This window comes from Gillisia sp. CAL575 (genome assembly GCF_000403785.1).
In the GTDB taxonomy this organism is placed as follows: Bacteria; Bacteroidota; Bacteroidia; order Flavobacteriales; family Flavobacteriaceae; genus Gillisia.
The window spans coordinates 408080-433832 of the sequence record NZ_APHJ01000021.1 but is presented as its reverse complement, the minus strand read 5'-3'; the positions used below and the strand labels follow the sequence as shown (position 1 = coordinate 433832).

Annotated in this window: 18 protein-coding genes and 1 tRNA gene; 4 read left to right on the top strand and 15 right to left on the bottom strand. The window is 34.7% G+C overall.

Going from position 1 to position 25753, the window contains the following annotated elements; genetic code table 11:
* Positions 1–3: 3 nt before the first annotated feature.
* From I130_RS04700 to I130_RS04680, 5 genes are all read right to left on the bottom strand, one after another.
* The gene (locus tag I130_RS04700; protein ID WP_034919961.1) at positions 4–1593 is read right to left on the bottom strand and encodes a S41 family peptidase; all 1590 of its coding nucleotides are present in this window, start codon (positions 1591–1593) and stop codon (positions 4–6) included.
* Positions 1590–2021 carry a deoxycytidylate deaminase gene (locus tag I130_RS04695; protein ID WP_034919959.1) on the bottom strand — a complete coding sequence of 144 codons (432 nt, stop codon included), beginning with the start codon at positions 2019–2021 and terminating at the stop codon, positions 1590–1592. The genes I130_RS04700 and I130_RS04695 overlap by 4 nt, the downstream gene beginning before the upstream one ends.
* Before the next feature lie 103 nt (positions 2022–2124).
* Positions 2125–2715: a HupE/UreJ family protein gene (locus tag I130_RS04690; protein WP_034919956.1), complete on the bottom strand. Its 591-nt coding sequence runs from the start codon at positions 2713–2715 to the stop codon at positions 2125–2127.
* Positions 2716–2839: 124 nt separating this feature from the next.
* On the bottom strand, positions 2840–3784 hold the full coding sequence (locus tag I130_RS04685) for a PD40 domain-containing protein (RefSeq protein ID WP_034919954.1): 945 nt from the start codon (positions 3782–3784) through the stop codon (positions 2840–2842).
* A gap of 96 nt (positions 3785–3880) precedes the next feature.
* Positions 3881–4348: a GNAT family N-acetyltransferase gene (locus tag I130_RS04680; RefSeq protein ID WP_034919952.1), complete on the bottom strand. Its 468-nt coding sequence runs from the start codon at positions 4346–4348 to the stop codon at positions 3881–3883.
* Between the two features lie 661 nt (positions 4349–5009).
* Here I130_RS04680 and I130_RS04675 point away from each other — a divergent pair.
* A tRNA-Leu gene (locus tag I130_RS04675) sits at positions 5010–5091 on the top strand.
* A 185-nt stretch (positions 5092–5276) separates the two neighbouring features.
* Entirely contained in the window at positions 5277–6839 is a 1563-nt protein-coding gene (locus I130_RS04670) for a calcineurin-like phosphoesterase C-terminal domain-containing protein (protein WP_034919950.1), read from the top strand.
* 7 nt (positions 6840–6846) lie between these two features.
* Here the strand turns inward: I130_RS04670 and bglX are convergent, their stop codons facing one another.
* From bglX to I130_RS04630, 8 genes are all read right to left on the bottom strand, one after another.
* Positions 6847–9150 carry a beta-glucosidase BglX gene (gene bglX / locus I130_RS04665; RefSeq protein ID WP_034919948.1) on the bottom strand — a complete coding sequence of 768 codons (2304 nt, stop codon included), beginning with the start codon at positions 9148–9150 and terminating at the stop codon, positions 6847–6849.
* Positions 9143–9991 carry an endonuclease/exonuclease/phosphatase family protein gene (locus tag I130_RS04660; RefSeq protein WP_034920494.1) on the bottom strand — a complete coding sequence of 283 codons (849 nt, stop codon included), beginning with the start codon at positions 9989–9991 and terminating at the stop codon, positions 9143–9145. The genes bglX and I130_RS04660 overlap by 8 nt, the downstream gene beginning before the upstream one ends.
* Complete coding sequence (locus I130_RS04655) at positions 9984–10892, bottom strand: family 16 glycosylhydrolase (protein WP_034920493.1); 909 nt, start codon at positions 10890–10892, stop codon at positions 9984–9986. The genes I130_RS04660 and I130_RS04655 overlap by 8 nt, the downstream gene beginning before the upstream one ends.
* 174 nt (positions 10893–11066) lie before the next feature.
* On the bottom strand, positions 11067–12668 hold the full coding sequence (locus I130_RS04650) for a RagB/SusD family nutrient uptake outer membrane protein (protein WP_051119607.1): 1602 nt from the start codon (positions 12666–12668) through the stop codon (positions 11067–11069).
* Between the two features lie 11 nt (positions 12669–12679).
* Entirely contained in the window at positions 12680–15739 is a 3060-nt protein-coding gene (locus I130_RS04645) for a SusC/RagA family TonB-linked outer membrane protein (RefSeq protein WP_198012031.1), read from the bottom strand.
* A 260-nt stretch (positions 15740–15999) separates the two neighbouring features.
* Positions 16000–18852, bottom strand: a complete 2853-nt coding sequence (locus I130_RS04640) for a triple tyrosine motif-containing protein (RefSeq protein WP_157480500.1) — start codon at positions 18850–18852, stop codon at positions 16000–16002.
* Between the two features lie 399 nt (positions 18853–19251).
* Positions 19252–21810, bottom strand: a complete 2559-nt coding sequence (locus I130_RS04635; protein ID WP_232224022.1) for an ABC transporter permease — start codon at positions 21808–21810, stop codon at positions 19252–19254.
* A complete protein-coding gene (locus I130_RS04630) occupies positions 21810–22496 on the bottom strand; it encodes an ABC transporter ATP-binding protein (protein WP_034919944.1) in 687 nt (228 codons plus the stop codon). The genes I130_RS04635 and I130_RS04630 overlap by 1 nt, the downstream gene beginning before the upstream one ends.
* Before the next feature lie 70 nt (positions 22497–22566).
* Between I130_RS04630 and I130_RS04625 the strand changes: the two genes are divergently transcribed.
* Complete coding sequence (locus I130_RS04625) at positions 22567–23268, top strand: arylesterase (RefSeq protein ID WP_034919942.1); 702 nt, start codon at positions 22567–22569, stop codon at positions 23266–23268.
* A gap of 8 nt (positions 23269–23276) precedes the next feature.
* On the opposite strand, the gene I130_RS04620 is transcribed toward I130_RS04625, so the two are convergent.
* On the bottom strand, positions 23277–23624 hold the full coding sequence (locus I130_RS04620) for a hypothetical protein (RefSeq protein ID WP_034919941.1): 348 nt from the start codon (positions 23622–23624) through the stop codon (positions 23277–23279).
* 218 nt (positions 23625–23842) lie between these two features.
* Between I130_RS04620 and I130_RS04615 the strand changes: the two genes are divergently transcribed.
* Positions 23843–24922 carry a transporter substrate-binding domain-containing protein gene (locus I130_RS04615; RefSeq protein WP_034919939.1) on the top strand — a complete coding sequence of 360 codons (1080 nt, stop codon included), beginning with the start codon at positions 23843–23845 and terminating at the stop codon, positions 24920–24922.
* 75 nt (positions 24923–24997) lie between these two features.
* On the opposite strand, the gene I130_RS04610 is transcribed toward I130_RS04615, so the two are convergent.
* The gene (locus tag I130_RS04610) at positions 24998–25753 is read right to left on the bottom strand and encodes a sulfite exporter TauE/SafE family protein (RefSeq protein WP_051119605.1); all 756 of its coding nucleotides are present in this window, start codon (positions 25751–25753) and stop codon (positions 24998–25000) included.

Here is a 25753-nt window from a genome sequence, read left to right as displayed (position 1 = left end):
ATACTAGTTTGTTAAAGATAATTCAATCACTTTATTAATAATTCGGTCATTTTCATTAATAATCCGTTGAAATTCATTCGTCCCAAAAAGTTGTTCTGCCATAACTGCTTTGATATATTTTTTCAAGAGGTCTTGATAGTTATTTATTTTCATCGGGACATTCTGACTATTCATATAGGCTAGAAAGTTCTCTGCAGTTTTATCTGTAACTATTTCGCGTTTCTGGAACTCTTTTAAGGTAAGTCTATTGTAAAAAGATCGATTTTTTTCTAATTCTTCAAAAACAAACCTGCTAAAAAGGCCCATTTTAAGTACATAAGTGATACTTTCCTTCTCCATATTGGTGTCCTTACCTACAAAGATATCAGGGATTATTCCGCCCCCACCATATACAATTTTGCCTCCAGGTGTTTCGTAGCGTAGAGAATCTGTTACGTGGATACTATCTGCAGTTGCCATTTCCCCATTTTTATATCTTAGGATATAATCGTTAAAATAAGCTTCATTCCCCAATTCATAAGATTTTTGAATAGATCTTCCTGTTGGGGTGTAATATCTTGCAATGGTTAATCTCACTGCACTGCCATCTCCTAACTCCATCTCTCTCTGCACAAGGCCTTTGCCGTAAGAGCGTCTTCCAATTATAGTTCCTCGGTCGTTATCTTGAAAAGCACCCGCAACAATTTCACTGGCAGATGCTGAGTTTTCATTGATTAGCACAAAAAGTTTGTTCTTCTCAAAGGCTCCTTTTTTATTAGAAAAAGTTTCTTCGATATCTCCTTTCTTATTCTTAGTGAATAAAATTAATTGACCATCTTCCAAAAATTCATCTACGATATTTATAGCTTCTGAGAGGTAACCTCCTGGGTTATCCCTGAGATCTATAGCAATTTGAGTAGCACCTTCTTTTTTTAATTTATTGAGAGATGATTTGAATTCTTGATAAGTAGTTTCAGAAAAACGATTCACTTTTATATAGCCCAAATCTTCATTCAGCATATAGGCTGCATCAACGCTTTTTAATGGAACTTTAGCGCGCTTCACATTAAATTTTAGCAATTTGTTTAGGCCTTTGCGCATTACAGTTAGCGTAACCTTTGAATCCTCCACTCCCTTTAACTGCGCAATTATAGAGTCGTTGGTTATTTGCTTGTTAAAAAGTTGTTTATCATTGGCGTAAAGTATTCTATCTCCTCCTTTAATCCCTAACTTCTCACTAGGTCCGCCCTTCATTGCTTGAATTACCACAATAGTATCCTGTACACTATAAAAACTTACACCAATCCCCACAAAATCTCCTTGCATGTTCTCTGTTACTCCTGCATATTCATTTTTGGGAATATAGACAGAGTGTGGATCCAGATTTTCTAATATCCTATTTACCGTAACATCTACAATACTATCTGTATTTACATCATCTACATATTCGTAGTCAATATAATCTATAAGTCTATTTAGTTTCTCTTTTTTGGCATTAGAAGAAAAAAGCCCTTTTTGGTCTGGTGTAAAATCTAACTTTGAGCCAAGCAGAACTCCTGCGGCACAAGCTAAACCCAGTAATAAAGGGAGATATATTTTGTGTTTCTTCTTCAATGGTCTAATTCTGTTACTTGATTTAATTCTATCCCAGCTTTTTCTAAAAACTCTAATCCACTGTTGTCTTTATATCCAATTTCGTAAACAATTCTGGTAATACCTGCTTGATGGATTAACTTACTACATTCCTTGCAAGGAGACATTGTAATATAAAGAGTTGCACCTTTACATGATTGTGTGGAAGAGGCAACCTTTAGAATAGCGTTAGCTTCAGCATGTAAAACGTACCATTTGGTATATCCTTCATCATCTTCACAATAATTCTCAAAACCTGAAGGAGTTCCATTATATCCGTCGGAAATTATCATTCTATCTTTCACAATAAGTGCACCAACTTGTTTACGCTTACAATGCGACAGTTTACCCCATTCATTTGCTATTCTTAAATAGGCTTTGTCAAATTTTAATTGCTTCTCTTTTTGCATTTTTTTAAATAAATTCCTTCTCAATAGTAGAGTATGCATTAAACAAATAGCCTACTAGAATATTGTAAGACACGGGTTGAAATAATTTATAGGCCATTGACTTTTACCAAACGGCCAAAATTGTATCTTTTAAAATAGGTAATAAGATACCAATTACTATTGCTGAAATTACTAAAATCCAATCTCTTCTGTTTACTCGAAACACATTTTGAAGAATAAAAGACAGAATTAAGACAGAAAGCACTACTATTATTTGTGCGGCTTCAATACCAAGCGCGAATTCTAAAAGTGGTAAAAACTTACTAGAAGAGTCGGGAAAGATCATTTTAAAATATCTCGAAAAGCCTAATCCGTGTATTATTCCGAAGAAAGCTGTACTAAAATATAATACATTAATATTCCTTTGATGCTCTCTTTTCTTTGCAGAAAGTAGGTTGTAGAATGCTGTAAAGAGTATTGTTAGGGCTATTAGTAATTCTACCCAAGAGGCCGTTACTCTTACCACATCATACACAGCTAAAAATAGAGATAGTGTGTGTCCAAGAGTAAAAATACTTACCAGCCATAGAACTCGTTTCCAGCTGCTAAACGAGTAGGCTGCAACCAATACAACAATAAATAAAATATGATCGTAGGCCAACCAATCTAAAACATGTTCTAGACCTAATCTAAAATATAACCAAAACTCAGACATAATGTGGGGATGATAAGACTCGAAATTACAATTTATTATAGTGCCGACAAAAATATGATTTGATAGATTCTAGAATAGAATTATTCTCTCTATAAAACAGAATTTTCACATACCTTTTATCCAATTACAGGAATTGCTTTAGATTAAATGGAACTTTATATATTTTACTTTCACCATTTTTATAGGTATTAAGCAAGGTTTTAAATTCTTCTAAGGAGTTGAAATCTTCAGGTTTTATCTCACTTCTCTTACTTGTAAAATACAGGCTGCTAGTTTTAAAATCTATGAACGGACAATAATCCATTTTATCTGAATTGATACTTTCTCCCATATTTCTGGATTGGCTCCAATCCCCATTTTTCAACTTAGTACTTAAATATAAATCCCCGCTTCCATATCCATCCTCGCGATTATATCCGCTACAGATTAAAAAGTCTTCATTTGGAGAGATATAGGCATTAAATTCATACCCATCCGTATTTATGGAATCGCTTAAGGATACAGGGGTTTGATAAGAATTGGAATTCCACTCACTCTTGTAAATATCATCTTTTCCTTTACTACCCGATTTATCGCTGGTAAAATATAAATTTCCATTGGCCGAAACAGAAGGATAAAATTCATTGAATTCAGAATTTATTGTAGCCCCAATATTAATAGGATCTGACCACTTATCATCAATATGTTTACGCTCTAAATACCAAATATCAAAATCTTCTTTTATTTCTGAAGAATCTAAAAGTGGGCGGTTAGAAGCAAAATATAATCTTAATTCATCTGGAGCTAAAAATGGCTCCAGATCTTTGTGTTTTCCAGAAGGCGTTATTAACTGTTGCACATTCCATGAATTTTCATACTTCATAGCTTCAACAATGATAGAAACTTCGTTTAACTGACTTTGAATGGTGAAATATATAGTAGTTCCTTTTTGATTTATACTTAAATCACGAATGTTTTGGTATTCAGATAATAATTTTGGGAAAGCGGGTTCAACGAAATTCGCTTGTTGTGCCGAAGCTGAAAAAGCAAATGATAGGTAAGAGACAAATAAGAGTAATTTAAGAGGCATATAAGTTTTTTGATTTATAATTCTTTTAAAGATAATAGAGAGGTTTCAATTCGATTTGCCTTCATAGTATAACTTTTAAAATGAAATGCGCAATTATTAATCTGCCATCCAACTTATTTTAACAGCAGAGATCTTTGGTAATTCAAGTCTAGATTCTTTCAATAATTTAAAATCGTTCTTTAAATAAAATTCTAAGGGAGATTTGTAGATAGTATCATCATTTTTAACATATTTAGCACGATCTATCACCCAAGCATTAAGGGTTTTATTTCTTTTTTTAGCCTTTTTAATTAAACTGGTTCCTATTCCTTTTCCATGAATGCTAGTATCAAGGATCATTGCAAACCAAACTTCATTTTCTCTTTTAAAAGTGATATACCAACCCAAAATTTTGTTCTGATCGTCTTTAACTAAAACATGGTTTTGATCTTCCAATCCTGCGAGGTAATCATCAAATTCCTTCATTTTATTGTAGTTCAAGCTTTTAGGATATTCGCGATTCCAAAGTTCGAAAACAACTTGTTTTTCCTTTGAATCTAATGAGGTGGTTCGAGTTAGTATCATTAATTGAATTTACGGAAATCCGTAATAGAATTAACCTGAACTTTTTAAATTTGGATAACTTTAGATTTGAAAATATTAATTAAGCGCCAAACCAAGAAAGAAGTTATACTTGTAGGGAAGTCTAAATTCCTAATGGAATGGCGCTATATTTTAATTAAATTTTTCTAAAAAGGATTATCCGGTCTTATAGAACATATAAGATATTCTCCTATTCGTTACAGAATTCAAAGAGAGGCTACTATGCCCTTTGTTGGAGGGTGGAAGTCAATATTTAGCAATTAGTTAATATTCTAAAAGATATTTTTTTGATAAGGGAGAATTCAAAATTAAATCTTTAAACCTTAAAATCATGGTTTTTTAACTAGCCACTTTTGTCATTATAAATACTACTAGAGCTATGCTACTAATCAAAAACAAAAATTTAGCAAGACGGATTAAACTATCATCTCTCATAGATTGAAATTTATTACGTAGGGCAAATTGAGAAATTTTGTAAGGTATTGTAGTGTTAACAGTAGTAAAGTTGGATGAAAATTTTTAATAAGCATATGGGGGATTTCCCTCTTATTTGACATAAAGTAAAATCTTTCAGATTTTAAGAATTAAAATGTTTGATTTTATGTTGCAGATGATTATTTTTTTATAATTTTGCCGACCACTAGCTCGAGTGGCGGAATTGGTAGACGCGCTGGATTCAAAATCCAGTATTTTCGGATGTGCGGGTTCAAGTCCCGCCTCGAGTACTACAAACCCTGAAAATCAAAAGATTTTCGGGGTTTTTTGTTTTTTCGGTTTTATTTGAAACTAATTTGACACCAAAGAAAGACGTTTTATTCGGAGTGATTTTAAATATAAATCGGGTATCTTTAAATTGTATATTATCTCCAAATTAGGATGAAATCTTAATAAATTAGAAACATTTTTAAGTATGAAAATCATTTTAGCTTTATTTTTTATTATATGCATTCCAAATTTTATTCTTTCTCAAAACAGGATGGTTAAAGGTCAGGTTTTCTTAGATGAAAATAAAAATGAAGTATTTGACAATGGAGAACCTACTATTCCTAATGTTGCTATTTCTAATGGTCGAGATGTAGTTCAAACGGATAAGAAAGGTAAATATGTTATAAAAGTTGATAACGATGAAACGATATTTTTAATTAAACCTTCAGGTTATATTTCAAAACTTTCCGAAGACAATGTACCATTAAACTACACGTTTAATAAGCCAAACGGCTCACCCGATTTTAAATTTCCAGGCGTAAAACCTCAGGAAATTCCTAAGCCTTATAATTTTCCGCTTTATAAGAATGAAGGTGAGGATACCCTTAAAATTGCACTTTTGGGGGATACCCAGACCAAAACCATAGATGAAGTCTATTATTTGAGTAAAGTGGTTTCAGAAAAAATGCTTGGTGAGAACTACGATTTTATCGTACCCCTTGGTGATATTACATATGATAATCTTCGATTATTTGATCCAATCAAGAGAATACTGGGTAAAGTTGGAGCACCAGTTTATTATGTATATGGAAATCATGATAGGAATTATGATGCGAAGGAATTAGAGCATCGTGATGAGACTTATGAATCTAATTTTGGACCCTCATATTATGCTTTTACATACGGAAATCAAAGTTTCATTACACTCAACAATGTGTTTCCAAAACCTTATTACCGCTATGATGCCTTAATTGATGAAGACCAGATGGAATTTGTAAAGGGATTTTTAAAAACTATACCTTCAGAAAATTCTGTCCATTTATTAATGCATATTCCGTTAGAAGAGCTAATCAACCTTAAAGAATTTTCCCTATTATTTAAAGATCATCCTAATGTATCTGCATACGCGGGGCATACCCACACTCAATTTTTTGAAACTATAAGTAAAGAAGACGGTTGGATCTCGAACGGGGCAGTGGAAGAGTTAGTGGCAGGTGCAGTTTGCGGATCGTGGTGGCATGGAGAGAAGGATATGTTTGGTGTTCCCCAGGCGATGATGGCAGATGGAACCCCAAAAGGTTTTTGGGTGATGAGTTTAGAGAACAATAAAAAGACTTATGAATATGAGGTTTCTGAACCGGACAACCGCCAAATGCATATCTGGACGCCTTTCGATTTTGAAAGGGAACTTATAGAAATTGACAGCAAGGATATTATCGCCAATGTTTACGCTGGTAATAAAGACACCGAAGTACAAGTGAAAATAGGTGAGGGGGAATGGCAAGACATGATATATTCTGAAGATCTTGACCCCTATTTTTTAAGATTAAATAAGCTTCAAATAATGGAAATCACACCTACTGAGAATAGTGTGAAGCTTGGAAAACCAAAACAAAGTGAACATTTATGGAAATTCCCAATCCCAGAAAATCTGGAACCGGGAATTTATACAATTACTGTTCGGGCTTCAAACAAATATGGTTTGGATGCAACTGCACATACCATGTTATTTCATATAGATAATTCGGAATACTTTATAGATAAATAGAAATTACTTACTGGACTTTAAAGATAGCACCTAATTTAATTTGGGAATCTCCCCCAATACCTAATCGGAAATTTCCAGGTTCCACATCCCAGATCTTATCTACAGTATAAAATTCAAGCTGATCTTTAGTGATCTCAAAAGAAACGGTTTTTGTCTCTCCTTTTTTAATCATTAACTTTTTAAATCCTTTAAGTTCTCTTACAGGCCTGGTAAGACTACCAATAAGATCTCTTATATAAAGTTGAACAATTTCCTCTCCATCTTTATTTCCCGTATTGGTAACTTCTATGGATGCAAGAATTTTACCATTCTTGGTCATGGTAGTATCACTTAGCTTAAGCTTATCGTATTTAAAAGTGGTGTAACTTAAGCCAAATCCAAATGGATATAAGGCTGTTTTCTCAGAATCTGTATAGCCTGAAAATGTTACAGTATTTTGACTATTAGGCCTTCCGGTGTTTTTCTGATTATAAAATAAAGGTTCTTGGCCAACACTTCTTGGAAAAGAAACAGGTAGCTTCCCAGAAGGATTGTATTTCCCAAAAAGAACATCTGCAATGGAATTTCCAGCTTGAGACCCCAGATGCCATGTTTCCAGAATAGCAGAAATATTTTCTGATTCCCAGCTAAGATCCAAAGGTCTACCATTCATCAACACTAGTACGGTATTAGGATTCGCTTTACGAACTTTCTTCAGAAAATCTTTCTGAAGCTTATTGATCTGAATATCAACCTGGCTTCTTCCTTCCCCTGTCTGATATGCATTTTCTCCCATTGCGACGATAACTACATCTGCATTTTTGGCAACGTTTAGAGCATTGGCAGTTCCAGTAGTATCGTTTTCATTAAATTTTAAGGGCCATAAAAATTGTCTTTTTCCCTCTTCTAGAACATCTGTCACAAACTCCGGACCTCTGGCAAACGTTATGTTCTCAGGAGGGATGGCATTTTTGATTCCTTCCAATAATGAAACAGCAGATTTTCTTTCAGCCTTGGCTCGCCAGTTACCAAGTGGCGTATCTTTATCATCCGCCAGATCACCAATAACCGCAATTTTTTGATTTGTTCTTAAAGGTAATAATGGGGAGCTTTTCGTTGGAAGTGTATCATTTTTTAACAATACTATAGATTTTCTGCCAGCTTCACGGGCAATTTCTTGATGTGCTTCTGTATAGATATCAGATGCTTCCCGATCTAGATTAGAATATTTATAAGGATCTTTAAATAAACCCAATTTCATCTTTAGTCGTAGCACTCTTTTCACAGCATCATCAACAAGATCTATGGAAACTTTATTTTCTTCAACCAGGTTTTTTAGCCCAATTTCATAAGCGCTGGATTCCATATCCATATCACTTCCTCCTTTTATTGCTAATTCCCCTGCATGTGTCTTATCACGAGCATAACCGTGCGCGATCATTTCTCCAATAGAACCCCAATCAGATACCATCAAACCTTCCCAATTCCAACCATCTTTTAAAACATCTCTTTGCAGGTATTTATGGGCGGTTGCAGGAATTCCGTCGATTTCATTAAAAGCGTTCATAAAAGTAGCCACATTCGCTTCGGCTGCAGCTTTAAACGGTGGTAGAATACTGTTATGTAATTCATAAACTCCTACATCTACGCTGTTATAATCTTTACCAGCTTCCGCAAAACCATAACCGGCAAAATGCTTTGCACAAGCAGCGATCGTGTGGGTAGCTGTTAGATCGTCTCCCTGAAAACCTTTTATTCGCGCAACTCCTACTACACTATTGAAATAAGGATCTTCCCCGGCTCCTTCCATAACTCTTCCCCAACGGGCATCTCGGGACACGTCTATCATAGGAGCAAATGTCCAATGAATCCCTGCCGCAGAAGCTTCTTTTGCAGCAATGGATGCAGATTTTTCCATGAGTTCCAAGTCCCAACTGGCACTCTCACCCAACGGGATAGGGAAAATTGTTTTATAACCGTGAATCACGTCATATCCAAAAACAAGTGGAATCTTTAAACGGGTATGCTCCATCACCGCTTTTTGAGCTTCTCGAGTAGCCTCTGCTGAAGTCACATTAAGCATAGCTCCAATCTTTCCATTTTTTAATTTTTCAAACTTATCTTTAGCGTTAACGGTACCCGGTGGTCCCGTGAGATCCCAACTACCATTGTACATAGTCATTTGTCCTATTTTTTCCTCCAAAGTCATCAATTTTAAAATTGAATCGATTTTCTTTTCAATTTCATGATCATTTTCTGAAGAAGTTTGTGCTTGTATATTGCACCCAAAAATCGAAATCAGGCAGATGAAAACTGCTTTAATATTATTCATTAGAATTATCTTTTAAATTGAATTCAACATAAACCGGCAAATGATCTGAAGGATACTTTAAATCTTTAGAATCGCTTAACACTCCATATTTTTCAACTGAAAGTCCGAAGCCTTTTCCAAACATTATATAGTCTATTCTTCTTTCTACAGGCTCTGAAAATTGGAATCCATTAAAAGTTCCATTAGGTCCAAAAACTACTTTCGTACTCATCATTTTAGAGTCTTGAGTGAACTGCTCAAACTTTTTGATAACCTCATCATTTGGTTCTACGTTAAAATCACCTGTAACTATGAACGGATATTTTTTAACATTCAGTTCCATTATTTTTTGGGCGATTAGATCCACAGATTGTAGTCTAGCTTCCTGACCTTTGTTATCTAAATGAGTATTAAAAACCCAGAATTTTTCTTTTGTTTTAGTGTTTTGGAACAATCCATAAGTGCAGATTCTGATATATGCTGAGTTCCAACCTTTAGAAATTTTTTCAGGAGTTTCTGACAACCAAAAAGTCCCTTGGTCAATAATCTTTAATTTTTCTGAATTATAGAAAATCGCTGTATATTCTCCTTTGTTTCCTCCATCCCTGCCTTCTCCAATAAATTTATAATGATCCAAATTCTCGTTGAGAAATTTAATTTGATGCGGAAGCCCTTCCTGAGTTCCCAAAATATCAGGTTCGTAAAATTTTACCTGATTTAGTAAAAAGTCTTTTCTATTAGGCCATGCATTTTCACCATCAGACTTTACATCCAGACGAATATTATAAGTCATAATGGAATGTTGCTGCGCTGAACAGCTTACAAATAATATTGAAAATATAAGAATTAGTAATTTATTCATAAGATTCTTTTTGATATACGCGAACATAGTCTACTAGCATCCTTTGTGGAAATACGGCATCGTCTATACCTTTTCTACCTCCCAACATTCCGCCAACAGCAATGTTTATTTTTAAATGAAATTTTTGATCAAACGGCCATTCGTCAGTAGTTTTATGGCGATTTTCAAAGGTATTATAAACCTTGCCATCCATTAAGAAATCAATCTTATTGGGCGTCCAGTCAATGGCAAAAACATGAAAAGAATCATATGGATCTTTAATAAATATTTTTTTGCCCTGTTGGGTTCCCTTCATATGATTAAAGGTCTTGGTATGTACTGTACCAAATATGGAATCTGCTTGATAGCCCACGTGTTCCATGATATCTATCTCGCCAGTTTCGGGCCAGCCAATTTGTTTCCAGTTTTCACCCAACATCCAGATGGCAGGCCACATGCCCTTTCCCTTAGGTAAGTTTGCTCTGATTTCAATTCTGCCATATCTCCATTCCCCTTTATCTTTACTGGTAAGACTAGCAGATGAATAATTTGCATAGCGCCATTTCTCTTGCCATCTTTTAGTAGTATCACTTTCAAAATTTGCATTTGGAACGGAATCTTTATGGGCTTCAAGAATTAGAAAACCATCTTCTACCCGTATGTTTTTTTTGTTTGAAGTATAATATTGTTTCTCACGGTTTCTTTTGAAACCTTCTTCCGTGCTCCATTTTTTGGTATTAGGTTTACCAGTATAATCAAATTCATCATACCATACCAGTTTCATATCCTTATAGGCTGAGGTCTCAACCATATCAAGGTTTTCTTTTTTACTGGGAGTAATAGTGGTTTTATTTTTAGAGGAATGCGGCTTACATCCAAGAAATGAGAATAATATGATGACCAAAAAGAATATTTTATTCATCTCTTTAAGTTTATTTGTTTTTAATCTGTCTGATGATTTCGAAGTTTGAAACGCTATTAATCCTTTCAAATGTTAAAGAAATTTGTTTGAGGCGTTTCAGAAGATGAATAAAGATAATTATCGGGAACCCCAATGTAGGGTTGGGATTCCCGATAATTATTTAAAAATCTCAATTTAATATCCCGAGTTTTGTGGATAGCTAGGGCCTAATAAGTCTAAATCGATTTGAGCAATTGGGAAATTTATATAATGATCCATCCAGTTAACTCTAGGATCTCTTTCTCCACCAAAATTATTTGGAAAAAATTCTCCGTCTCCGGCAAAATTTGTAATCTGTCTATTTATAACCTGTTGTCCCATTCTTTTTAAAGTAAACCAACGCTGGCCTTCAAAAGCTAATTCACGTGCACGTTCATCTAAGATCGCTTGTTCGTTCACACTGGTCAATTCAGCTGCTCCAGCTCTGGTTCTTATCGCATTGATATAAGGTAAAGGATCTCCCGATGATCTCATTATGGCTTCTGCAGCAATTAAGTAAGTCTCAGCTAACCTGTAGACCATAATATTGCTTCTTTGTAGATAGGAGTCTGGCTCGTCGTCTTCCTGAACAAATTTTAGATTGGATGGATGAAGTCTTTGATAATATCTTTCCACCTGAATACCTTCTGGATTTTCATCTGAAATAGGCTTATAAATATTGATTTTTTTACCAATACTGTCTCCTGACGTATAGAAATATTCTAATCTAAAATAGGTGTTATCATCTCTAGTATCCATTGAATCCTCAGCAATCAAATTCAACAAATAGCGGTTGGGCAGTATTCTAGAAAAACCTCTGCCTCCTTGTTCTATATTTGATTCTATCCCAGGTATTTGGAAGTATTGCGTAGTATAATTAGCGTTGATCATTGTAGGATCTCCACCTCCCAATAGCCCATCTTGAGATTGAACTACAAATAACTGTTCAGAATTATTCCTATCTCCTTTAAAAACATCAGCAGTAGAAGAAACTAAACTGTGTGGCCCTTCTTCAATTAAGGAAACCGCCTGCGACTTAGCTTCTTCCCAGTCGCCTTGCCACATAGCTACTTTTGCTTTCACATGTTTAGCTGTACCTTTTGTAACGCGACCAAATTGGCCGTTCCATTCTAGATTTTCTATTGCAAAGCTGAGGTCACTGTTTAATAATGCAAATATTTCTTCTTCAGAAGACTTATCATTAATAACATCAAAAGCGTTATCTACTGTAACAGATTCTGTTGTAACATAAATATTATTATACATTCTGTATAGATAGAAGTAGGATTCTGCTCTAAAAAATTTTGCTTCAGCTATAACTTTGTTTCTTACATCCTCATCAATGTTTTCAATAGATTCTGCGGCATTTATAATATCTGTTGCCCTGTTAGCAATATTGTAATAATGCTTCCAAAACAAAGTCGATCCAAAATTAGCGCCTTGGTCTACAGGGGAAACAAATCTTTGGTATCTTCCAATCAATCCCAGATATCCAGACCTGTTAAAAGCCAAATCACTTCTAGAAGGTATTAATACCCCACCCATAAAATCTTCAGTGTCTCTATCATAACGATCCCTGTTGAATTTGTAAAGACTTACCACTCCAGACTTTAAGCCTTCTTCAGTACTATAGATATAATTTGAATCGATTAATGTACTTGGTTGCTCCTCCAAATAATCTTCACAGGAAACTGTAAAACAAAACAGGAAAATCAATAATAAACTACCTTTTACTTTATAATAAATATTTGTATTCATAGTTCTTTTTTTTATAATTTAACTTTTACTCCGAAAGTATAACTGCTTGCATCTGGATATCCAGTATCTGCATTGGAAAATGTATTTCTAATATTAACTTCGGGACTATATCCTATATAATCCGTATTGGTAAATACATTTGTTGCGGTAATATAAAATCTAATTTGATCTATACTTAGTTTTGAAATTATCGCTTCAGACAGCGTGTACCCAAGGCTAACTGTTCTTAACCTAATATAAGAGGCATCTTTAATTGCCAATGAATTAAGATATTGAGGTGCCGTATCAAAATTAGCCCTCGGAAATGTTGTTGAAGGATTTTCCGGTGTATAATAAAGTACCCTAACACCGTTTAATTTACTTGAAAGCGTTCCACCATTATTGAAATCTGAAAGAAATGGGTTTGTTTTGGTAGCGCCATCAACCGCATAGAAATCTACAAATAAGTCAAAACCTTTGTAAGCGATGGTGGTTGATAGTGATCCAAACCAATCTGGATTCGGGTCTGTAAAAGTTCTATCCTCTGGTGTTATTTTGCCGTCTGGAATACCGGTAACATTTCCATTCTCGTCTACACCATTTACATCTCTAATTCTTATATCACCGGGCCTTAAATTTTCTTGGCTAAGCGTTGATTCTGGATTAGCCTGAGGCGCATTTTCAAAATCATCGCCCTCCTGAAATATACCGTCAAACTCATATTGATAAATTACACCAATTGGTTGGCCAACATAATAGGTATAAGTATCATCAGTAAGTATAGGATCTCCATTTCCATCATTATAAAGCTCTTTCAATTCATTTCGATTATTAGACCAATTTGTAGAGACGGACCATCTAAAGTCTTCAGTAGTTATAATATTAGCTGTTAAGCCTAACTCAATTCCTGTATTTTGTAATTCACCAGCATTAAAATATGTGAATTGATACCCAGTAATAGAAGGAACCCCTCTTCTTAATAGTAAATCTTTAGTTCTAGCATCATAATAGTCAATATTACCAACCAATAATTGGTTGAATAATGAGAAATCCAAACCTAAATTTAATGTTGTAATTCTCTCGAATTTTAAATTGGTGTTAGGTAAGATTACTGATGGAGAATATCCTGAGAATGATTCTCCATCAAAAATATAATTCTGACCATCTGCAGTAAATAGTGAAGTGTAAGGCCTTCCAATACCATTCACTAAAGTTCCATAACTAGCTCTTAATTTTAACTCCCTTACAGCATCCAATTCTTCCATAAACTTTTCATTATGAATCTTCCAGGCGAAGGAAGCTGCCGGGTTGAAACTCCATTTATTATCTTCAGAGTTTACAGATCCTCCATCTGCTCTTGCAGTTGCAGTGAATAGATATTTATCTAATAAATTGTAACGAGCTCTAGCCATAAAAGATGCTAATCGTTCTTTATTTTTATCTCGCTCTACAATCACATTACCAATTGCATTGGTAATTCCATCATATCCTAAACTTTCATTTGTAAATCCATCTGCCTGAGTAAAAGTTCTACTGAATTGATCTTCTTGAACAGATTGCACCAAGGTAAAATTCAGCTTATTATTAGGGTTGAACTGTTTATCGTAGGTTAAGATGTTTTCTATTAAATAAGATTCTCGTAATTGATTGTCTATTCTTGCAATTCCATTTACATCATCCCCGGCAGAGCTCAGAGAAGATTGATATTGGCCTCTTTCAGATGTACGTCTAGTTAGGTTAGTTTTTAGTTGGTACTGTAAATTGTCAGTAATTTGCCAAATTGGTGTTACATTAATTACATAGTCATTACCTTTTTCATCATTATCCTGCTCTCTAAGATTAAAGATTGGGTTCACTGGGGAGGATTCTTCTCCACTAGGAAAACGCGTTGGATTTCCATCTTCGTCAAATGCTTTACCCAAAGGTGAAAAAGTGATAACATTTACATTAGCCGCTCTTTCTATATCATCATTTAATAAGTTTAAATCGAAATTGACAGAAAATTTATCTCCAATTTTTTGGTCGACATTTAAACGTAATGTTTTTCGAACATAGTTGGATGTTGGTATAATTCCTTCTTCCTTAAAATAATTGATACTTCCGTACACCTTAGTCATTTCTGTACCTCCGCTCAAACTGAATGCTTGACTATTTACAATACCATTACTTACCAATTCGTCTTCCCAGTTCACAAAATCATTGTCAGCTATGGATTGTAATTCGATTTCTGAAAAAATATCCTCATCTGGTGAGAAAGAATCATCTGCATTGGTAGACCTTACAGCTTCCCTACGCAATTGCGCAAATTCTTCTCCACTATAAACATCAAAGTTTCTTTCTAAGGTTTTAGTAGTGATGTATCCATGATAATTAACGTTTACTTTACCCTCTTTTCCTCGCTTGGTAGTAATTACAACAACACCATTTGCTCCTCTACTACCATATATGGCCTGTGCTGAAGCATCTTTAAGAAATTCTATAGATTCAATATCATCAGAGTCTATATCTTCTATGCCACCTTCTCTAATAATACCATCAACTACATAGATAGCACTTACATTACCTTCGATTGAACCTCGTCCTCTAAAAATAATGTCAGAGGTACCGCCAGGTCGTAAAGTACCACCACCTACATCTACTTGTAATCCTGCTATTCTACCTCTCAACATTTCATTTACATCTGAGGTAGGTGTTAAGATTGCTTTCTCCATATCGGCACTGGCTACGGCATTTACTAAATCACTTTTTCTTTGTGAACCATAACCCACTACAACTACCTCATCCAACTGACTTTCGTCTTTTGGAAGCATAATTGTCATAAAATCTGAAGAGATCTCTCTTTCTAAAGTTTTAAAACTTATAAAGGAGATTACCAGGATTTTGTCTTCTTCAGAAATAGTTAAACTGAAGTTACCATCAAAATCTGTAATTACTCCAGTTGAAGTATTTTTTACAGATACTGTTGCTCCTGGTAGTGGAATTCCAGATTCATCCACAACTTTACCTTTAACTTCGGTTTGTGCATAAATAAAACCTGAGACCATGACCATAAACATTATAATGGTTTGTCTTAATTTGTTAGTTAATCTCATAAACATCGATTTAGTTGATTTTTCTTCAAACTTAAACTCAATTAGTACAATCAAACTGAATTCAAAGTTATTGAATGGTAAACTAATCTTAAATTTTATGGAATCTTTATAATCTGTCGCTACAAAAAACATACAACCTAATAGAGAACTAGTAATTTCAGCAATACTCTTATTTTTAAGCTATATCGTTGTAGTTAACTTTTTCTGTTGTAGGGGCCTATTTTATTTTTTGTAGTGGATTTGTAGGGGTTGAAATAGACTTAAATATTTAGAATATAGTCTGTTAAATTCACATCTTGTTGTAAATGAAGTTTTTTTCTAAGCCTATACCTTCTCACCTCGACACTTTTTGAGGATATATTTAGTAACTGAGCGATCTCTTTAGAGGATAAATTTAATCTAAGATATGCACAAAACTTTAGGTCATTATTGTTGAGTTTTGGATGTTTCTCTTTGGCTCTGGAAAAAAATTCAGTATCGGCTTGATTAAAGGCATCTTCAAAAAGCTTCCAATCTTCTTGACTATTTAAGTTTTTATTAATTAATTCGAATACTGAATTATTTGTATTTAATGAAGTATTGTTTTTTAGTTCTTTCTTTATATTTCTAAGCACTTCGTTTCTTTTAACAATACTCATTGTAGAAATTGCGAGTTCTCTATTTTTACCCTCAATCTCCTGATGGAGCTTTTCATTTCGAAGTTTGAAAACTTCTTTCTGATTTTGAATATTGTTTAATTCAATCTCATTTTGTTTCTTCTGAAGCGCTTTCTCATGCCGATTTTTATAAAATCTTTTGTAAGATTTATTTATCACAAATGCAATTATGATCGCTATAACCAGATAACAAATAAGCATAAAATTAGAAAGGTAAAAAGGCCGCTTAATAGTAAATAAAAATTCCTCTGTATTACTAGATAGACTTTCGCCTATTTTTGATCTCACCTCGAAAATATAATCTCCATACGCAAGCTTTTCAAAAGAAACTGATTGCGAATTTTTCCATGGACTCCACTCTTCTTTTAATCCTTTTAACCTGTACTGGTATAAGGTAGCCTCATATTTATTGTAATTTGGAACACTGTATTTGAATCTTAAAGATCGTTCGGTGTAGGGTAGCTGTAAACCCCTCTCTTTATTTACCAAACTAAATGTATTATTTGCTCCTCCTACTTGAACGCTGTTCATAAAAATTTGATGGTCGGAATCGATAAGCTTATTTAAATCCAGTATCAAGTAATTATTAGTTCCCCCAATTAAATATTTATCTTCTCCTATTTCAGAGATGTTTTCAAAACTTACAGTAGTTTTCCTAGATTCTAAATTAAGTGGTATTGATCTGGAAATTATATCTCCATATATTGGGCTTAACTCTGTGAAAATGATACTTTTTTTAGAAAAAGTCCATAATCTATTGTTGGAATCTTCAATCATTTTACCTGATAAAAACTCACGAGATGAAGTGATTTTATCCAAAATGGAATCCTTTTTAATAGTTCCGGATTTAGTATCGACTTTGAAAATTCCATCTTTGGTATAATAAAGTAACTCTGAATTATATTTAAGAATACCCGAATTTTCTGCTTTCGGAATTTTCGATGATAGCTTAGTACTGGTTACCTTACGGAAGTCATTATCTAATTCTAACTTAAAAATCCCTTTATATTCGTGATTTACCCATATTTCATTATTAGGCATGATTTCAAAAAATCGGGAAGAATAATTAAATCCATCAATTTTATTCCTCAATTGCCATTTGTTATTTACCTTCTCTAGAACACTGAGCCCTTGGTAATTTCCAGTTAAAATTTTATTAGGATGTTCTGGAATTTGTTTGAAACCCCAAGCGCCCTGAACGGTACTTACTAAAGTGGAGGAATCACCATTGATTAAAAAAGTCCCGTCCGTATGGCCACACAGCAAATCTCCATCGAATATCTCTAGTGACCATATCTGGCCCCTTGTGCCCTTTACTAAGACTGGATTTGATTCTGTATTTAGGTTTTTACGAAATAATCCCTGATTTGTCCCCAAGTAAAGACTTCCATTTATAATCTTTGAAGCATAAATGGTTCCTAAATTTCCTGAACTATCAAAATACTCCGTGATATAGGAGTTCGTATTTAAACAGTCAATTCCATTATCCAGTCCGGCCCATACATTATTATCAGAATCTTCAAACAAGCTGAGAACAGTATTATTCCCAAGACCATCAGATTTGTCGATCTGATATTTTAGTTTGCCCTGGCTATCTAAAACAATAAGCCCGTTTGAAATGGTGCCTAAAACAAAACTACCATCTCTTAACTGTATACCACCAAAAATTTGATATTTACTTACAATATCTTTAGCAGGGAAATCCCATTGCTCAACTCCTGAATTTGTTAAAATGTATATTCCCTTCTTCCGAGTTAAAAAAAGGAGCTGTTTATTAGTTGTCTCGAAAATGTTCAGAACCAACTTAATATCAAACTCGTCTGCTAGGTGAACAATTAGTTCTTCTTTACCGTTTCGTAGCAAATAAATACTTCTGTCCTTTTTTTGAAGATATAATCGATTGCTGACATTAAAAATCCTGTAATAATTACCAACATCTGTATTGAACGTAATTTTTCCTGAATCAGGTTGATAGAAATAAATTCTGTTATAAGATTGAAATACTATCCATTGATCAATAGATTTAATATTCCAAATGTTTTCATCCTCGAACATTTCTGATGGTAGAGAGTCAGAGACGGAAGTATATTTTAAAGCTCCTGAATCGTTTCTTTTCCAATAACCAAACTCACGATGATAGCCAGCATACACTCTTCCTTCAGAGACCATAACCGATCGCATAATCGAAAAATTGGGACTTTTATATAAATTCCATTCAGAGCCATTAAACTCTAATAAACCATCATTGTTGGCGATATAAATAAAACCATTATCATCTTGAGATATTCCCCAATTTTGATTTTCTCCATTATAAACCGAAGGTTGAAAATTTATAATTGGCGGGTGCTCTTGCCCAAGCAATTGTTTGCTTAATATAAAATTAAACAACACCAATAAAGCCACAATTAATTTTCTGAATGGACGCATTAAAATGATCAATTTGTTTTTTGATATCAATTTTGAAAATAAGCCAAATAAAGGAATATTAATCTATATAGTAATTTAAATATGGGTATAACTCAATTTTCAGAAACAATAGAAATTTTCAATCAATCGAGATTCAAAATCCTCATTTATTTAAAACTGTATTAAAATTTTTAATTTATATAGATTTACAATGATTGAAATATTATTTAGAGCAATAAAAATATTGATATGATAATATGTTTTTCAATTTTCAGATGGTAAAGCATATACTTGCCCAGAACTCGAATACTTTGTTAATTCCTCTATTTATATAACCTTTAATGATATTATATAATGCAACATTTAATTTGAGTTAAGGTGCCTTCAATAAAATATCCTTCCTCAAAAGACCTATAAGGCTTACAAAGAGAATAGAGAGACAGCAATTATTTACAATCCTTCTTTTCTTAATACTACAAGAGGAGGACTTTTTATTACACTTATACTATTTGCCAAACCAATTATGAGTACCAAAAGGCTTATTCCAGGTAGTAGCACCAAAAACGGGAAAAGAGAAGGGACAAATGTCGTGTCAAATACCTGCCAGGCCAACAATTGGCTACTAACCAGGGATAGTAATATTCCGGATAAGGATCCAAGTACTCCAAGATAGATATATTCTAAAGCCAGTATCTTTAAAATTTGGGTACTCGTAGCCCCTATGGTTCTTAGCAATACACTCTCTTTGATCCTTTGATATTTACTTGTGCGTACAGCTCCTAACAGTACTATGATTCCTGTTAGAATGCTGAAAAATGCCATGAAATTGATTAGCCATGAGATCTTTGCAAGAAGGCCTTCAATAACACTTAAAACCTGCCTTAGATCTATTATTGAAACATTAGGAAATTTGCTTACTAGTTCTTGTTGCAAGGCTGCTGAAGATTCCTCGTCTGTTACCAAGGTTGTTAAAACGCGGAATTGTGGAGCATCTTCCAGAACTCCCTTAGGAAAAACAATAGAAAAATTCATCTGCATCCTACTCCAGTCAACGGTTCTTACGCTACCTACAACAGTATTTAAAATAACCCCTTGAACGTTAAAAGTTAATTTATCTCCAACCGAAACTTTTGCATCTTTCGCAAAATTATCACTAACTGAAATGGGCACAAGATCTGTGTTGTCAATATCAGAAACCCATTCTCCTTGTTCGATAGTTTCCGAAGCAATGATAGAATCTCTATAAGTCACTCGGAATTCATGATTCAAAATCCAGCCGTTTATCCCGGAAGTTGAATCTTTTTCGATCTCAATAAGCGTTTTTCCTTTAATGCTGTTAACCCGCATCGTGACTATTGGAATATTATTTATTACTGGTAGATTACTTCCAGAAATAGTTTGGGCCACTTCTTCCTGCTGCTCAGTTTGTACATCGAGCAAAATCATATTTGGACTGTCAGCTTGGGCTTCAATTGAGGCTTGTGCGAGCAATACATCTTTAGTAAAATACAAGGTACTTATAAGAAAAGTTCCTACCCCAATGGAGAGAATCAAGGTGAGCGTTTGATTTTGAGGTCTGAAAAGATTTAATAAACTCTGCCTTGCAGGAAAACCCCAAGAGGATGGAAAGTATTTTTTAATAGCTTTCATGAATAATTTGGCTATTCCTGAAAGTATAGAAAAGCTAACAACAATTCCTGCTACAAATGCAAAGGAATATCTCCAGTCCTCCAAAAGCCAATAAGAGAATAGAAGGATAAAAAGGAATATCCCGATCAAAACCAGAATGCCTGCTTTTCCAGAATTTTCTTTCCCTTCACTTTGAACTCTCAGAGCCTGAAGTGGGGAAACATATAAAGTTCCCATCAAAGGATAAAGCGCAAATAAAACAGACATAAAAACGCCAAGTAATACACCCATAAAAATCACACGTGGTGAAAAGCTCATCTGTACATTTACGGGCAATAGATCTCCTAAGAATAATGGGAATAGCTGCTGAAGTAAGAGACCTGCGGCCGTACCTAATATTCCTCCCAGCAATCCCATAAAAGCAATTTGAGAGAGATAGATGAGGAAAGTTTGTCTTCGTGAAGCCCCAATACATTTTAAAACTGCAACCGCACGTAATTTCCCTTTTATATAAATACTTATGGCACTAGCTATGCCTACACATCCTAAAAGCAAAGCGATGAAGGCGACAAGATTCAGGAACTTTCCAAAATTTTCATATCTGCGACCTAAACGTTCACTTGTAGAAGTATGAGTGTCCAGATCGGCATCGTTAATATCTAGGACACCCTCCAGGCTGTTCTCTAGTTTTTCCATGCTTGTCCCGGGATTTGCTACAAAATAATAGTCGTAACCTATTCTGCTTCCGGTTTGCACGAGTCCTGTTTCTTCAATAAGCCCGTAAGGCATCAAAACTGGTGGCGCGATAGAGCTGAAAATGGAAGTACTTCCAGGAACAGAAATCAGGGTTCCTGCTATCGGGATGGTTATTTCGCCTATTTTGATGCTGTCACCGGTTTTCAATCCCAATTGCAGCATTAGAGTTGCATCTACAAGAGCTGCTTCTTTCGGTTGATATTCACTAGCAGCAGTAGTTGGTGCTGTTTTCAGTTCTCCATAAAAAGGGAAATTCCCTTCAATTCCTCTTACCTGTACCAGTTTAGTAGCTGATGTGGAAGGAAAAGCAGCCATAGAGGCAAAATTGATCTCCTTGCCATCTGCACCTCCAAGAGAATCTATAATTCCCTGCACCTTGTCATTAACGGGTTTATCACTATCTATCCTAAAATCTGCACCCATTAAGGATTTCGATTGTAGCTGAATGTTTTCTTTAAGGTTTTGACCGAAAGATTGAATGGAAACAACCGCAGCGATGCCCAAGACAATAGACGCCATAAAAAGGATCAATTTATTCCCACTGGCTTTCCCGTCTCTCCAGGCCATTTTTAAGATCCACCCAAAATTGGCACTCGAGGATGTGGTTGCTTTGTTGCTATTCATCAGGATGCAGATATTGGATTATCAACGATTCTTCCACCTTTAAGCCGAAGGATGCGCTGTGTTTTTTGAGCTAACTCAAGATCGTGTGTTACGATTACCAAAGTGGTTCCAGACTCTTTATTTAAATTGAATAGAAGTTCAATCACTTTTTCTCCGGTTTCTGCATCTAGATTTCCTGTAGGTTCATCTGCAAATAGAATTGAAGGGCTATTAGAAAAAGCTCTTGCCACAGCAACCCGTTGTTGTTCTCCTCCTGAAAGTTGACTTGGATAATGATGAAATCTGTCTCCTAATCCGACTTTTTCAAGAAGTTCTCGGCTTATTTTTGAAGCATTCTTTGACCCCTGAAGTTCCAAGGGGACGGCAACATTTTCTAAAGCCGTTAGAGTGGGTAGGAGCTGGAAATCTTGAAAAACAAAACCTACCTTCTTATTTCTAAGAATAGCACGTTCATCTTCAGTGAGGCTTTCAATTTCTGTTCCGCACAATTCTATAGAACCAGAATTGGGTCTGTCGAGTCCTGCACAAAGTCCAAGAAGGGTTGTTTTTCCGCTTCCCGAAGGTCCAACAATGGCAAAAGTTTCACGTTCTTCTATACTAAAGCTGATATCATGTAGCACAGTAAGTTTTTTAGATCCGCTGGAATAGGTCTTATCTAAGTTGTGAACGTTTAATATCTTTGTCATCTTTGGATTTTGTGATTCTTAATTCGGATAAAACAAAATAAAGAAATGATTTGGATTTAAAACCTATGCCATGAGAAACTTGTCTATATTTTATGTTTTGTTTGCTCTCCTTACTTTGTCTTCATGTGGTGAAACCGCAAAGAAAGATCAAGAAGTTGTTGCAGAGGAGAAGGTTTCTGGTGAGGAAACTTCTGAAGAAAATGGGGTTATTTTATTCTTTGGTAATAGTCTTACAGCTGGAATGGGTCTTGATACGGAAGATGCCTTTCCTGCAATAATTCAAGAAAAGATCGATTCACTAGGACTGGAATACCAGGTGGTAAATGCAGGATTAAGTGGTGAAACTACCGCTGCAGGAAAAAATAGAATCAGTTGGGTATTGAATCAGGATGTAGCTATTTTTGTGTTGGAGTTAGGTGCAAATGATGGATTACGAGGAGTTCCACTAGAGGAAACACGGAAGAATTTACAGGCAATTATAGATACAGTTCGTGCAAAAAATCCTGAAACAAAAATAATTTTAACGGGAATGCAAATCCCACCAAATATGGGAAAGGAATACGCATCAGGATTTAGTAATATTTTTCCTGAACTAGCTAAAACAAATGATATTTATTTGGTGCCTTTCTTACTTAAAGATGTTGGTGGAAACCCAGAGCTTAATCAGGCAGACGGAATTCATCCTACAGCAGCAGGGCAAAAGATCTTGGCTGCTAATGTTTGGGATATCTTGGAGCCGATAGTCAAAAATAAAGTAGAAAGTTCCTTATAAATTCAGAATTAGTGGGTATACTTTTTTTCAGTCCTCATCAAGTAACCAGCAGTGACTAAAACTGCTCCGGCTAATACTCCTAGGGCTGGTTTGCTAGTGATGTATTGTTTGAATTTTGATGGCGTGTTAATAGTTTCAACATATTTAGTGAAGCCCAATTCGAGAGCTTTATGGAAATTAAGATCGGGCAGGTATTTATCTTCACCTCTTTTGATGATCTTGTAGTGAAGCAACTCTTTATAAGCGGCTTCAAATTCTGTAGGATATTCAATAACATCTTCAATCTCACCTTCATATTTAATGATCAGTAAGATCACTTCTGCGGTTTGATAGATATCTTTTTTTTCTTCTTCCATTTTCTGAAAAATTATTATAGCAAAGGTAATGCATTAGCTCTATCGTAGAAATTGGAAAATATAAAGTTGTATTAAATTTACATAAGATGATAAAGGGCTAAAATCTTTTTTAACCAATCATTTATACCTAGTTAACTTTACAAATCTGGCAAAGTAGCTTTTTCTTTAGCTTCAGCCGAAAAAACTTCTTAATTTGGGATTTCACCAAATTCAGGAACATGAGATCTATTATTGCCGTATTTCTAATCAACATCTTCTTTTTTTCAGAAATAGGGATAGCACAAGAAACATCAGATTCGTTAATATTACCAGATACAAATAAGAAACTTGTTATAGGAATCACAGCAACGCCTCCATTTGTAGTGCAGGAGGGAAGGGAATTTTCAGGATTAAGCATTGCCTCATGGGAACTGGTTAATGAAACTTTGGAGTTGGAATATGAGTACAAAACCTATCCTTCACTTATAAGTTTAATGAAAGCCGTTGAAAGTAATGAGGTAGATTTGAGCATCAATCCTGTGACAGTGACAAATTCAAGAATGAAACGCATGGATTTTTCTCAGCCTTATTTTATTTCCTATACAGGCATCGCAAAAAAAAGTGAAACAATGATCTGGTCTTATCTGGCCAATATGTTCAGCTGGAAATTCATATCTGCCATACTTATTTTACTGGGTGTCATTCTTCTCTTCGGATTTCTTGTTTGGTTATTTGAAAGAAAAAAGAATAAGGAAGAATTTGGAGATGGATTAAAAGGTGTTTTTCATGGATTTTGGTGGAGTGCTGTAACCATGACCACCGTTGGCTACGGAGATAAATCTCCTAAAACCTTTGGAGGGCGCTTCATTGGCTTAATCTGGATGTTTATGGCTATCATAATGATCTCTAGTCTTACTGCGGGAATTGCATCTTCTCTTACTGTTCAAAATATCTCAGACGAAATAAGCTCTATTCAGGATTTGGATAATTTTGAAGTGATTTCAGTGGCTGGATCAAGTGCACAGGAGCTTCTTGATCAATATAACATTAGAAGTGAAGAGGTTGTCAATGAGCAGGAGGGAATACAGAAAATTCAAGATAAAGAATCTGCGTTGTTTGTGTATGACCAGCCAATATTAAAATATGAGATCGACAGAAGAAAATTAAATGATGAACTTGAAGTGGTTCAGAAAACATTGAAAAGAGACTATTATAGTTATAGTTTTCCAAAAGGCTCGGCTCTAGTAGAAAAGATTAATCCGGTTCTTATTAACACCTTAAAAACAATGGAGTGGAATAATCTTATCAAAGATTACTAATAAAAACATGTTGGTTCGATATAATTTGTATTATTAAAAACTAATTGAAATTTAGTAGTGATTTCTTTCACCAAATCAGATCTGAATTCCGAAGCCATGGTCAAGAATAAGTTTTAGGCCTACATAAAACACGAGCACCGCTGTAAGAATCCCTAAAATCTTTAAGTTGAATTTCTTACTGGAAAGATAAGAGCCAAGGCTTCCACCAAGTATAACTGCGATGATGAGCTTGAAAATAAGATCGTAATCTAAACGAAAAGTTCCTGCTACGTTTAACCCAGCAAGTCCGGCTAGAGAATTCACAAGGATAAAAATGGAAGCTAGTGAAGCTATAACTCTTGAGTCTTTCCATTTTAAAAGATTTAGCACCGGAGATAGAAATATTCCTCCTCCAATTCCAGAAATCCCTGAAAGCAATCCAATGCTTCCCCCTAAAAACACCTTCTTAGAAGTGGAGAATTCTACAGATTCTAATTTACTTTGAACAAATTTTAGTAGCATAAAAATTCCTGCTAAGAGCAAAGCACTCCCTAAAAACAAGAAAAAGGCATTTTGAGAAAGTTCTATCAGAGCTCCTAAATAGGCCATTGGGATGCTGAGTATAAAAAAAGGCCAAAGCAATTTTGGCTTTAAAACCCCATTTTTAATATAAATAATTGTTCCTATAGTAACTACACATATATTTAAGATCAAGGCTGTAGAACGGATCTCATAAAAGTCGGTAATCACCAAACTTAAAATAGCCAGATAACTGGAACCACCTCCAAAACCCACCGAACTGTAAAATAAAGCGATAAAGAAAAAGATAAATGGCAGGTATTCTATAGGCAT